Below are 12,519 nucleotides of genomic sequence, written 5' to 3' on the forward strand. Positions count from 1 at the left end.
TCCCTGTTAGATTTAGACCTTACTTCGATTAAATTACACCCTAATTTCCACAAGCTTTGCTCTTACGGCTCTATCTCTGACCAATTTTGTCCGTAGTATTGTTATAGTTTACAATAATATACATTGCCAATGCAATTTGTGACAGGCTTTCAAAATAGAAAACTTCACCATTCGTATATGCAGCCAAAAGGCAATCAACTTCAGAGAAACCAAAAGTGATCAGTATATACAGAGAGCGCTCTCAACAGGAGAGGGTGAGCAGTCGTCATCGTCTAATTGATTCAATTTTGGCGGTGAATCCCTGTTGTGCCAGTCGCGATACCTGCGCCTCGGCAATGCGCCGATCGCTGTAAGCGCCAATCTGCACCACTAAATATCCATTCAACCGCGATGCAAAAGAACTCGGCACAGCCCGACGCACTAACGCGACCTCATTGGGTGAATCTACAGGCACAACCACCCGATAGCGGGGCGGGTCTTGGGGCGTGAGGTTAGGGTTAGAAAGGGGCGCAATTAAGATTGGTTGATTTACAGGCTCACCACTGGGCGGCGCAGACCTCACGGGGGGCAAACTAGTGGTAATTTCGGCATTTTTGGGAAAGGGTGATTCGGCGCGTTGTGGCGTAATTCTGATGATTAGGGAATTAACAGGCTCATACCAAAAGGTGGAATTATTGCTGGCAAGGCGATCGCCACTGTTAGCAATAGTAGAATTACCAGAACTGCCATTAAAATTACGCTCAAAATTACTAATCAGATCATTAGTCCTATTGCTGGACTTGTCACCAATTTGGTTAATGGGCTGCTTAATAGACTGATTAATAGGCTGGCTAAGGGGCTGACTGGCAATATTGGCAAAGAGACTTACGGGTGGGCGCACATTTGTTAATTGCAATCTGCCCTTAACCTTTTTGGGATCTAGAAAATTGCCCACGAGCGCGATCGCATTGGTACTGACATTTTGCAGATCTAAACGCCCATTGCCTTGAAAAGTATTACTGCCTTCATCATTGGGTTTACCCAAGTCTGGTGCAGCTTGGTCGGAAATGGTTAAGCCATAGTCGCGGTTATTCACAAAAGCATTGCCGCGCAGTATTGGCTTAGCATTGCCTTGAATCAGCAACCCATTTTGATTTTGGGTAAAGGTATTTTCACTAATGCTAGGCGTGGAACCTTGGCGAATACTCATGCCATAGGTGGTTTGCTGAAACAAATTGCCGCGCACATCGGGGCTAGATGCACCCTCGATCGCCAAGCCGCTTGTGCCATTGCGAAAAAATTGATTGTTGCTAATAATTGCCCTAGATTGTCCTGTTACCAAGCCGCCATCCTGACGGTTATCGATGAATGTATTATTGGCGATCGCGGGACTCGCATTCTCAATCCATAGCCCATACCCCCTAGGATTAGGATTTGTCACCGTTACCCCCCGCAACTCTGCGCCATCGGCAAGGGCGATCGCCACATTTTGCGGTAACACTGTCCCCGTTCGCATCACCCCGCCACCCAAGATCACCACATCTCGCCCCTTATTGCGCTCATCACCCCGCAGGGTCACATTTTGCCGCAACCGCAAGGGAAATTTTTCGCCATTTTCCTGTCGATATGTACCATTGGCTAATTGCACGATCGCAGGTTGCCCCACCTTAACCTGACTAAGAGCATAGGTAATCGTCTTAAAAGGCGCGGCGATCGTGCCATCTCGATCCTTAAGGTCGCCCCCCGTTTGCGGATTTACATAGAAAATAGTCTGTGAATTAGCTGCCGTAGTTTTGGCTTCAGCCATTGATTGGGCGTGACTAGGGGCAGAGATCGCTAAACTAGGTATAGAAAAGATACACACAATCGGCAAAGCTATGGACACAACTGCTTTAGCTGGCAAACAAATCAAACGCGGCAACGTCAATTTAGTTAGCAGAATGGTCAATTCTTTGTGGCTAATCTTCATATACCTATAGGAATTGGATAATTTGGTAATCAATTAATAATTTTGTTAACTATTTTTAACACGCTTTAGCATTATTTTAGGCTTCGTTTTAGGCTGCACACCAAAATAATCGATAAATTTGACTAACACAATTACTACTCCCTTCCCACTAAAGAAATAGACATATAAATCCAATAAGTTACGAGAGCTAAAAAAATATTCCCCTTAGTGCTTCTCATGAACAAGCAAAAGATAATCACTTTTCTCTCTCTGCTCGTTGTCACCCTATGGGCGATCGCGGGATGCCACTTTTCTTCTGCCACAATCGAACAGGGAAATACACCCGCTAAGGCAAATATATCTCCTGTTAAACAAGAAAATGTAGAATTAACGGTTTCGGCAGCCGCTAGTCTTAAGGATGCGTTAGGCGAAATCACCTCTTTGTATAGTAAGGCAAAAGCCACCGTTGCCATTCGCAATAACTTTGGTAGTTCGGGCGATCTGCAACAACAAATCATGAATGGCGCTCCTGTTGATGTCTTTATTTCTGCCGCCCCCAAGCAAATGGATGAACTGCAAAAAAAAGACTTGATCGTTGTTGATACTCGCCGCGATTTATTGACTAATAAGTTGGTTTTAATAGTACCTGCGGATAGAAGCGATGCTAAAGAAATAAAAGACTTAACCAATGCCAGTATCGAACGTATTGCGATCGGCGATCCTCGCAGCGTTCCTGTGGGGCAGTATTCTGAACAGGCTTTGACCAAACTAGAGCTAATACAAGAACTTCAGCCCAAATTTGTCCTAGGGAATAACGTGCGACAAGTGCTGCAATTTGTCGAGTCTGGTAACGCTCAGGCAGGAATTGTCTATGCCACTGATGCGAAAACTTCCTCTAAGGTTAAAGTAGTCCAAGTCATTGATGCTAAACTTCATAAACCGATTGTCTATCCGATCGCTGTTTTACAAAAAAGTCCGCACCAAGAGACTGCTAAATCCTATCTAGAATATCTATCTAGCGAACCAGCCAAGAATGTTTTTGAGAAATATGGATTCAGTACCCTTTGATTTCTCTCCATTTTGGATCTCTTTAAAGGTGGCGATTACTGCCATCTTTTTTACGTTCATTTTAGGGATTACCGCAGCCTATAGCCTCCTTGAATATCGCGGCAAATGGAAATCCGTACTTGATAGTATTTTCCTTGCACCCTTAGTTTTGCCGCCAACCGTGGTCGGCTTTCTGCTGCTGCAATTATTTGGACAATATGGCTGGGTAGGCAAGTTCTTACAACTCTTCCGTTTCAATATTATTTTTACTTGGTATGCAGGCGTAGTCGCGGCGGTCGTTGTCACCTTCCCACTGATGTATAAAACGGCTCAGGCAGCCTTCGAGCAAGTGGACGAAAATTTATTGCGGGTTGCCAAAACCCTAGGGGCTTCAGAATTGCGAGTCTTTTGGCAAATCGCCTTACCCCTCGCTTTCCCAGGGGTGTTAGCAGGCACAACGCTTGCCTTTGCTAGAGGTTTAGGCGAATTTGGCGCAACCTTGATGTTAGCAGGCAACATCCCCAAGCACACCACCACAATTCCCCTCGCCATCTATGCCGCCGTTCAAGCAGGGGCAAATCAAGAAGCTTGGCTCTGGACAGCGATCATTTTATCAATGTCTTTTTCAGCGATCGCCCTAGCGCATCTATGGACAAACCAGAGAGAAATGAAAAGGGAAAAAGGAAAAAGGAAAAACCGCAATCACCAATCATCAATCACCAATCACCAATCACCAATCACCAATCACCAGCAAGGCTTATTCATCAATATCACCCAACAATTACCTGAGTTTGATTTGCAAATTGCTCTGCACTGTACCGATCAATCCATCGGCATTCTAGGCGCATCAGGTACAGGTAAGAGTATGCTGCTTAAATGTATTGCGGGGATGGAAACTCCATCAAGTGGATGCATTGTAATTAATGGAAAAGTTCTATTTGATAGTGCTAAAAATATCAATTTACCTAGCCGCGATCGCCACATTGGTTTTCTATTTCAAAATTATGCGCTGTTTCCCCATTTGACTGTTGCCCAAAATATTGCCTTTGGCTTATCCAAAGAGTTGCCAGCTTTACAAATCAAGCAAAAAGTGTCTGAGCAACTACATAGCATTGAGCTACAAGGTTTTGGCGATCGCTATCCGCATCAACTTTCTGGCGGTCAACAGCAGCGTGTTGCCCTCGCTAGAGCTTTGGTCTGCCAACCCGATATTCTTCTACTAGATGAACCATTTTCGGCATTGGATACCCATCTGCGTAGTCAAATAGAACGCGAACTAATTTCAGTTCTCACTACCTATCAAGGAATTACACTCTTTGTCACCCACAATATCGATGAAGCTTATCGCATTTGCCAAAACTTACTGATTTTGGATCATGGTCAAGTGATGAGCTATGGCGAGAAATCAACGGTTTTTGAGCATCCCGCCAATGTTGAGACAGCAAGGCTTACGGGTTGTAAAAACTTCTCACAAATTGAGGCGATCGCGCCTAACCTAATTAAGGCTCTAGACTGGGAATGTCAGCTACAGGTTAGCTATTCCAATTCTAAACTGCTCACTCATATAGGAATTCGCGCTCACCATATCAGATTTCTAGAAAGTTCAGCCCAGAATGATCTTCCTAATATCATGCCCTGTTGGTTAGTTCGTAAGACAGAAACACCGCACCGTATGACTTTATACATCAAATTAAATACTCCTCCCAACCATGATTGGGATTATCATCTGCAAGCTGAAGTATTCAAAGAGAAATGGCTGATTATTAAGCAATATTCTCAACCGTTGCAGGTTTATCTTGATCCCACGCAACTATTTTTGGTCTAGCATCGCCAAAGATGGATCTAACCCATGCTTCACAATTTGTCGGATCGGTCGTTACATATGCTGCGTCAACCCAATACATGAGCGCTCAGAAATTTCTGTGCGACATAGTGTTAAATGGTGATGTAATCCATCGCTATATTTGGATAGTCAAGAATTATGCGGCGACTGATGGGGCTTTTTTGGGTTGGAGTATTGAGCTTCTGGCTTGCCACCGCGACGGGCGCACAAAGCTTTGTGCCACCGACAGAATTGCATCTTACCTATCCGCCTTTGCAACATACTACGGTGAGCGATCGCCTATTTTTTATTGGTACGGCTCCCAAATCAGGACAGGTGAGCATTAATGATCAGGTAATTAATCGCAGTGATGCAGGGCATTTTGCGCCTAGTTTACCTTTGCAGGTTGGCACAAACAAGTTTCAGATCGTTTATAAAAGTGCCGATGGCGATCGCCGTCAAGATCGCCAAATTAATGTTGCTGTCACCCGTGAGCCGCGTCTTGTGCTGCCACCGCAACAATTTGGCTTGATCAAAGATGCCCTGTTCCCTGTGGTCAATGTGGCAAGGTTGCCAGAGGATCGCATCTGCTTTGACGCGATCGCCACACCGACAGCCACCGTTAGCGTCAAGATCGGTGATCAGCAAATTCCATTATTGCCGCGCCGCCGCAATGTGCAGTTGCCCCCAAATTCATCGGTACTCACAGATAATAATCTGGCGATCGAATTATCGCCCTCTGGCTATTTTCGGGGCTGTACTAAATTTGCGGTCGCCGCCAAAATGGGACAACCAGAATATGAGGTGCGTCTGGGGGATCGCGTGATTAGGCAAAAAGCGATCGGCTCTTTAGAAATCCTTGATCCCCAAGATTTGCAGGTTGCGGAAATTACGACTATTGCTGATGCGAGGACGGGGGCAAGCACAGATTTTTCGCGGCTGACCCCTTTACCCCAAGGTACTAAGGCCTTGATTACGGGCAGACAAGGTAATTGGCTTAGGCTAGATTATGGTGGTTGGGTGCGCGACAGCTTGGTGCAAATTAGCGTCACCGCCGACCAACCGCGATCGCTCGTCCGTGCCATTGATGCTAAGCCAGTAAAAAATCGCGGCAATGTCTGGACAGAAATTAAAATTCCCCTCGAAGTGCCTGTGCCAATTTCCATTGTCCAAGGCGATCGCCTATTTACCTTAACCCTACATAACGTCACTGCCCAAACCGATACGATCGCGATCGCCCCCGACACGATCATCAATAAAGTTGACTGGCAACAACCTGATCCCGACAAGGCTGTTTACACGATCCAGCTAAAACCCAAGCAGCAATGGGGCTATAAGGTACGCTATCAAGGCTCGAATTTGATCGTTTCCCTAAAACATCCACCAGCGATCGCTAAGCAAAATACGGGATCATTGCAAGGAGTAAGAATATTAATTGATGCGGGACATGGCAGTGCGGAGGATTTGGGAGCGCGAGGACCGACAGGCTATCCCGAAAAAGATGTCACTCTAATCACTTCAAAATTGCTAGAAAAGGAATTGCAGCAGCGCGGCGCGATCGTGATCATGACCCGTACTGACGACTCTGACATAGACCTAGCACCAAGGGTTGCCAAAATTGAGCAGGATGAACCAGATCTGGCGGTAAGCGTTCATTACAATGCCTTGCCCGATGATGGTGATGCCTTAAATACATCTGGGGTGGGAACATTTTGGTACAATTACCAAGCTCAAGATTTAGCAAAGTTTATCAATAGCTATATTGTGCGAAAGCTAAATCGCCCCGACTATGGTGTTTATTGGAATAATTTGGCATTAGTTCGCCCCACGACAGCGCCATCGATACTTTTGGAACTAGGATTTATGATTAATCCTGTGGAATTTGAATGGATTATTGATCCTCAGCAGCAAAGATTACTTGCCAAAACCATTGCGGATGGTATTACGGAATGGCTCAATGCTCTCACTTGAAATAAATTTGGAACTTAATAGTTTTTTGTCTGTTTTCCATTTCGGTGATCTCCTAGATGCTTACTTACCTTTGATGCTATGGACAGGGGTGGGATTTGGCATCTCCAGATTTGCGCCGACTTATACTTCGCGTTTTTTAGGATTGGCTTTGTATTGGGTGGGTGTGCCATTGCAGTTATTTGTCCTTGCAAGGCATACGCAGTTTTCTGATACACCTTACATTCCCTATGTGGCGATCGCTACCCTCATGATCAGTTGTTTGCTCGCCCTAATTGGCTGGCAATTTGCCAAAACTGAGACCAGCGATCGCTCTAGTTTGGGCAGCTTTATTTTGGCAGCAATGCTAGGTAATACGGGTTTTGTCGGGCTGACTTTGACCAACTCTCTGACCAGTGACAGCTATAACGATTGGGCAGTTTTATACAGCATTGCGAGTAATGTTGCTGGTAACTATGGCATTGCTGTATTTATCGCCAGTTATTTTGGTAAGAGTGAGGTCAAACCGCCTTGGTGGAAATTGATCATCAATGTGGTTACTGTGCCGAGTTTATGGGCTTTTGCCATCGGTTGGTATACCCGATCAATCGCTTTACCTATGGCGATCGAGTCAGGCTTAGATATTAGCATCTGGGTAACGATCGCCTTTGCCCTGTCGTTAGTGGGCTTGCGCCTTGGCAAAATCGAAAAGTGGGACAGTTTTAAGCCTGCGGCGATCGCCGCCTTTTTGCGGGTGGGGGTTGTGCCATTGGCGATCGGTTTAGGGGCGACTATTTTAGGTTTGCGCCATGATCCCCGCTTGATTTTAACCCTAATGTCAGGTACACCAACGGGGCTGTCAGTCTTAGTCCTTGCCGAAGTATATAACCTTGATCGCGATTTATTAATTAGCACGATCGCTTTTTCTTTCCTCGGCTTAGTTTTTATGATCCCCATCTGGATTGTTTGTTTTGCCTGAGCTAGTTCACCATAAGCTAGTTCACCATAAGTTACTGCTCAAAAAATGCCATAGCCATGGCAAAATTCAAGTACGATTCTAATCTCCTTTAATTTTAGATTCCTGTGCCAAAGCCATTACAACTAATGTGGGCGTTATCTGGGCTACTCTTGACTATCGCCAGTACCTTCGTTCAACCATACTTACTTCTACCCTCCAGCAATAATTTGGCGATCGAGTCCATCAGTGTCACCATGCAGATTGGTGCAGTATTGCTGACAGGTTGCCTTGGTGGACGTAATGCTGCCCTGCTATCACAACTGGCTTACATCATTTTAGGACTGAGCGGTTTTGGTGTGTTTTATCAAGGGGGCGGCTTAAGCTATCTCAAATCCCCTGCCTTTGGCTATTTACTCGGATTTCTGCCTGGGGGATGGCTCTGTGGATTTTTAGCGTTTTTGCGACCTGCCAGCCTTGAGCGCATGGCAATTAGCTGTTTTGGTGGTTTATTAGCCATTCACCTAGTCGGCATTATTTATCTGATTGCCATCCAAATCCCCAATTTTGCTGCCATTCAAACTTCCCTGTGGCAATATTCTGTACAGGTGCTATCGGGGCAGTTTTTAGTGGTCTGTGCCACGATCGTCATCGCTACCATTTCTCGCAAAATCTTATTTTATTAAAAATCATTTAAAAAAATAAGCGGCGCATCGCGCCGCTTATTTTTAATGCGCCCAACTAGGCATCAGTAAAATCGGTGGATCGTAATTATTAGGCTGATAGTCAGTGCCTGCAAAATTAGAAACTAAGCGATCGCTAACCCCATTCCCCAAATTCAGCGCCCTGCCTAACACCGTACTCCGCAATAGATCCCCCAAGGGCGAAGAAATGCTAATCCCACTTTCGCTTAATAGTTGATCAAGGATTTTTTCAAAGGAGGCTGGCGATCGGCGGATTGGCAACTCTCGGCTGTCTGGCAGTGCAAATTGCTGGCGTGCTAACCCTCGCAAATCAGCGATCGCTTGATCAAGCGTACCGATCGCATCGACCAAGCCATTTTCTTTTGCCTGTGTACCTGTATAAACCCTGCCATCTGCTAATTTGCGAACAACCTCTAATTCCATTTTCCGACCCTTAGCCACATCATCAATAAATGAGCGATAGGTACTTTGCAATAGCTCTTGCAAAAGTTGACGTTCAGGTTCCGCAAGATCCCGAAAGGAAGAGAAAATGTCTTTGTAAGGACCAGTTTTAATCACCTTGGACTGAACCCCCACCCGATCTAGTAGTTCCTTGGCATTAAATCCACTTAAAATTACACCAATACTGCCCGTTAGTGAGCCTTCATTGGCATAGATCTTGGTGGCAGCACTAGCAGCATAATAACCACCGCTAGTGGCTTGATCCAGCATACTCACCACCACAGGCTTGACCTTCGCCAGATCCCTTACGGCGGCATAAATTTCTTTGCTCGCGCCAACGGTTCCCCCTGGGCTATTAATCGATAGCAATACACCTTTGACCGCATCTTCATCGATCAGTTCACGCAGGCGATCGCGTACAGACATCGCCCCCGAAGCCGATCGCCCTCCCGTAATTGCGCCGTCAAGGGCGACTAATTCGAGGCGATCGCGATCAGTAAACTTTTTCAGATCTAGCGCTTCATCCATTTGGCGGCGTTGAATGCCAAAGGTTGCGGCAATAAAACAAATTGCCACTAAAACTAGGGCAATAAGACGATTTAAAGGCATAGCATATATTTGGTGATGGCTACTATAGTTTACATCTTGAGTTTGGTTTTCTCGCAAAACGCTGTAAGATCAATCTCTGTAACAAAACTACTTATTTAAACAGCTTTTTTTAAGCTTTCTTAACAATTATGGCAAATAAAGCACTCAAGAACACCGCGCCATCAGATCCCAAAGATAAACAAAATGACAAACAAATAGTTCGCGATTATTTTAATTCCACAGGGTTTGATCGCTGGCGGCGCATCTATGGCGAAGGCGAAGTTAACCGAGTGCAACGGGATATCCGCACAGGACATCAACAAACCGTGGATTATGTTTTAAGTTGGTTTAAAAATGACCAGAATGCAGTTGAACAGACAGTTTGTGACGCGGGATGTGGGACTGGCAGCCTCAGTATTCCTTTAGCGGCAATGGGGGCAAAGGTCTATGCCAGCGATATCTCGGAAAAGATGGTTGGCGAGGGCAAAGCCAATGCCGTTAATCCAGAAAATCCGATCTTTGAGGTCAATGACCTAGCCAAACTTTCAGGAGAATATGACACCGTTATTTGTTTAGATGTATTGATTCATTATCCCGATCGCGAATCTGAACAAATGATCGCGCATTTAGCCTCCCTTGCCAAATCCCGTCTCATCCTCAGCTTTGCCCCCAAAAACCCCTACTATGTCCTGATGAAAAAAGTTGGCGACATGGTGCCAGGTCCTAGCAAAGCAACCCGCGCTTACCTGCACAAAGAAGCCGATGTGCGCCGTGTTCTTAAGGAGCTAGGCTTCAAAATCAAGCGTCAGGAATTTACAGCCACTTCCTTTTACTTCTCTCGCTTACTAGAGGCGGTGCGGAATTAATTACCCATTTGCAAAGCCTTTGCCCCCTTTCTAGCCAAAAAATAGCTGTGCATGGCAATTCCGTGCACAGCTATTTTTGTTTTTTAAGCAATATTGCGAGACAATCCAACGAGCGCAACTAAGGATTTGAAACTACGTTTGATTTGATGTTTGCGTTGCAGTCTGCGGAGAATCTGTACTATATGTTCTAAATCAGCTCGATCGTCTGGAGGTTTTTTGGCGCGATTTTGCCAAAAAGGAAGGACAATCCCAAATTGTGATGTGGCATTACAAAAAGCGTTGAGCATTGCCTTCTCAGGAGAATGGATGCCAATAGTTGATGTGCCGACATGAATCAAACAACCTTTATCGCTACCTGTGGCTATATGAGTGACAGCACCTAATGTCAAGGCGCAACGCATTGTCATATAGCCCGATACAGATATTGGGGAAGTGAAATTAATGTGCCAATTGGTATCAATCGCATCCAAGCGGGAACAGAGCGCCTGCCAAATTGCAAAAAACTCAGAATCACCTTGGCATCTTTCGGCAATACCAAAGGATCTCGCCTTCGATGCAGACAAGGACAAAATCGGTGCAGATGGTTCAGAGGAGCGCGTCATAGAAGTACCAAAAGCTATTTGATTAATGTACTACAATCAAATAGCTTTTGTCATTCTTGATTTACTAGCAAAATAAGGCATAAACTAGTAAATAATTATTCAGACTTAATTTTGCTTGACTTTGCTTGACTTTGCTTTGATTATTACCGATTTATCATTCATAAAGATAGCGGCACACAGCAAATTTGCGTATCGCTATTTCTTGGTTTACCTGCGAGGAAACGCTTAAAAATTGAAAGCGCGGCTTAGCCGCGCTTTCATAATTCTTTGGGGTTACAACCCATGGATGACATTTGTAACTACGCCCCAAAAACTACGCCCCAAATATGTAGCTCCATATTTTCACCAATCTCTATGGGCGGGTAATCAGGATTCTCAGGTATTAACCAGAGGCGATCGCAGGCGTTATTGCCGATGACCATGTAATACCAAATCAGCAAAAATCAGCAACAAGATAAGCCACCTCATGGTTTACTCCCTTCCCAGTAAAAAATCAGACGTAGCGGCGCATCGCGCCGCAACACTAATTCTTGATTTTATATGTCTATTTTTTTTGTTATGTCTATTTTTTTGTGTAGAGGGAGTAGCATAAACAAACATTTAAGGGATTGCCAAAATTGCCATAATGCCTTAATATCTTGCAGTCAAAATCGACAAAATCGGATGACGCTGTACCGAAAACCAAGTAGGCAGCAGAGGAAATTTTTTATGCGTATTTATTACCTAGCTGGCATACTTCTCAGCATTACTGCAACCCTTGCTGCCTGCGGTGAAGCACCGCCAGTTACTTGTACGATCAGCACCAACAGAGATCTAAAAATGGGTATCCAGAAAACAGCTAACTTTGTTTCTGGGACTAACTGTGATGAAATTAGAAGACTAGCCGAAGAAGGTAAACCCCTTGTAGGCATGATTAGTGAAAACAACCCAAGCGCTCCTGCGAAACCTGTAGAGACCGCTAAGCCTTTAGCTTTTGACACGCCATTTGTCTCTGGGCAGAAAACCCAAGAACTCATACCTACTACCGATAAGGAAAGTAGAATTCAGGAATTAGAAAAGAAGATCGAAGTTGATGCTAAACAGTCCCGCGATCCATTTACCAGTACCATCATAAATCCTGTACCCAAGTTAGAGACCCTCCTCCTCAAGCCCAAGGCTCCCCCTAAGCTGAAACCCGCGATTGTTGTCAGAACTAATCCCAGGCGTTCCATAGTTGCCCCCCCACCGCCCCCACCTGACACTAGTGCTGCTCAAGGAACTGCCGTTACGGGAACTGTCGAAATCGGCGGCACGGTCTATGCGATCATCAAAGCTGCTGGTGAGGCAAATTCACGCAATGTCAGGGCAGGGCAAACAATTTCTAATGGCAAAGTGTTAGTTAAGCGCATTGATACTAATTCTGAGCCTCCTATCATCGTTTTGCAACAAAATGGTGTGGAAGTGTTACGGGCTGTTGGTGCGCCCGTAATTGCCTCCAATACGACTCAAACTGGTGCTAATCCTGAGGCTCCTGCGACAGGCAACAGCCCCACAGCACCCTCAACTCCGCCTATATCGATTCCACCGCTAATTCCAGCGCAATAACACCATCCTACAAAAACAGACAACAAAATGGCGGCT

At 45.3% G+C, this 12,519-nt stretch carries 11 protein-coding genes; 7 read left to right on the forward strand and 4 right to left on the reverse strand.

The features are described 5' to 3' along the window. Positions 1 to 265 precede the first annotated feature (265 nt). Complete coding sequence (locus H6F44_RS16285) at positions 266 to 1,948, reverse strand: DUF1565 domain-containing protein (protein WP_190352085.1); 1,683 nt, start codon at positions 1,946 to 1,948, stop codon at positions 266 to 268. A gap of 216 nt (positions 1,949 to 2,164) precedes the next feature. Here H6F44_RS16285 and modA point away from each other — a divergent pair, with 216 nt between their 5' ends. From modA to H6F44_RS16310, 5 genes are all read left to right on the forward strand, one after another. After that, positions 2,165 to 2,995: a molybdate ABC transporter substrate-binding protein gene (gene modA, locus H6F44_RS16290; RefSeq protein WP_190352086.1), complete on the forward strand. Its 831-nt coding sequence runs from the start codon at positions 2,165 to 2,167 to the stop codon at positions 2,993 to 2,995. After that, on the forward strand, positions 2,976 to 4,799 hold the full coding sequence (modB, locus tag H6F44_RS16295; protein ID WP_190352087.1) for a molybdate ABC transporter permease subunit: 1,824 nt from the start codon (positions 2,976 to 2,978) through the stop codon (positions 4,797 to 4,799). The genes modA and modB overlap by 20 nt, the downstream gene beginning before the upstream one ends. Positions 4,800 to 4,955: 156 nt before the next feature. After that, positions 4,956 to 6,767 (forward strand): N-acetylmuramoyl-L-alanine amidase family protein, encoded by a 1,812-nt coding sequence (locus H6F44_RS16300; protein WP_190352088.1) that lies wholly within the window; start codon positions 4,956 to 4,958, stop codon positions 6,765 to 6,767. 25 nt (positions 6,768 to 6,792) lie between these two features. After that, a complete protein-coding gene (locus H6F44_RS16305) occupies positions 6,793 to 7,722 on the forward strand; it encodes an AEC family transporter (RefSeq protein ID WP_242016616.1) in 930 nt (309 codons plus the stop codon). 104 nt (positions 7,723 to 7,826) lie between these two features. After that, on the forward strand, positions 7,827 to 8,384 hold the full coding sequence (locus H6F44_RS16310; RefSeq protein WP_190352090.1) for a biotin transporter BioY: 558 nt from the start codon (positions 7,827 to 7,829) through the stop codon (positions 8,382 to 8,384). Between the two features lie 42 nt (positions 8,385 to 8,426). Here H6F44_RS16310 and sppA read toward each other — a convergent pair whose 3' ends face one another. Beyond that, a complete protein-coding gene (gene sppA, locus H6F44_RS16315; RefSeq protein ID WP_190352091.1) occupies positions 8,427 to 9,452 on the reverse strand; it encodes a signal peptide peptidase SppA in 1,026 nt (341 codons plus the stop codon). A gap of 128 nt (positions 9,453 to 9,580) precedes the next feature. Between sppA and bchM the strand changes: the two genes are divergently transcribed. Continuing rightward, positions 9,581 to 10,297, forward strand: a complete 717-nt coding sequence (bchM, locus tag H6F44_RS16320; protein WP_190352092.1) for a magnesium protoporphyrin IX methyltransferase — start codon at positions 9,581 to 9,583, stop codon at positions 10,295 to 10,297. A gap of 83 nt (positions 10,298 to 10,380) precedes the next feature. Here bchM and H6F44_RS16325 read toward each other — a convergent pair whose 3' ends face one another. Both H6F44_RS16325 and H6F44_RS16330 read right to left on the reverse strand, forming a co-directional pair. After that, positions 10,381 to 10,899 (reverse strand): hypothetical protein, encoded by a 519-nt coding sequence (locus H6F44_RS16325; protein ID WP_190352093.1) that lies wholly within the window; start codon positions 10,897 to 10,899, stop codon positions 10,381 to 10,383. A 299-nt stretch (positions 10,900 to 11,198) separates the two neighbouring features. Then, complete coding sequence (locus H6F44_RS16330) at positions 11,199 to 11,339, reverse strand: LexA family protein (protein ID WP_190352094.1); 141 nt, start codon at positions 11,337 to 11,339, stop codon at positions 11,199 to 11,201. 268 nt (positions 11,340 to 11,607) lie between these two features. Between H6F44_RS16330 and H6F44_RS16335 the strand changes: the two genes are divergently transcribed. Continuing rightward, entirely contained in the window at positions 11,608 to 12,483 is an 876-nt protein-coding gene (locus tag H6F44_RS16335) for a hypothetical protein (protein ID WP_190352095.1), read from the forward strand. Positions 12,484 to 12,519: the final 36 nt, after the last annotated feature.

It is taken from the genome of Pseudanabaena cinerea FACHB-1277 (assembly GCF_014696345.1).
GTDB lineage: Bacteria > Cyanobacteriota > Cyanobacteriia > Pseudanabaenales > Pseudanabaenaceae > Pseudanabaena > Pseudanabaena cinerea.

Bases quoted from the DNA above. Each gene is read 5' to 3' on its own strand.
- modA (WP_190352086.1), top strand. From the start codon at position 2,165: ATGAACAAGCAAAAGATAATCACTTTTCTCTCTCTGCTCGTTGTCACC.
- H6F44_RS16325 (WP_190352093.1), bottom strand. From the start codon at position 10,899: ATGACGCGCTCCTCTGAACCATCTGCACCGATTTTGTCCTTGTCTGCA.
- modB (WP_190352087.1), top strand. From the start codon at position 2,976: ATGGATTCAGTACCCTTTGATTTCTCTCCATTTTGGATCTCTTTAAAG.
- sppA (WP_190352091.1), bottom strand. From the start codon at position 9,452: ATGCCTTTAAATCGTCTTATTGCCCTAGTTTTAGTGGCAATTTGTTTT.
- H6F44_RS16285 (WP_190352085.1), bottom strand. From the start codon at position 1,948: ATGAAGATTAGCCACAAAGAATTGACCATTCTGCTAACTAAATTGACG.
- H6F44_RS16300 (WP_190352088.1), top strand. From the start codon at position 4,956: ATGCGGCGACTGATGGGGCTTTTTTGGGTTGGAGTATTGAGCTTCTGG.
- bchM (WP_190352092.1), top strand. From the start codon at position 9,581: ATGGCAAATAAAGCACTCAAGAACACCGCGCCATCAGATCCCAAAGAT.
- H6F44_RS16335 (WP_190352095.1), top strand. From the start codon at position 11,608: ATGCGTATTTATTACCTAGCTGGCATACTTCTCAGCATTACTGCAACC.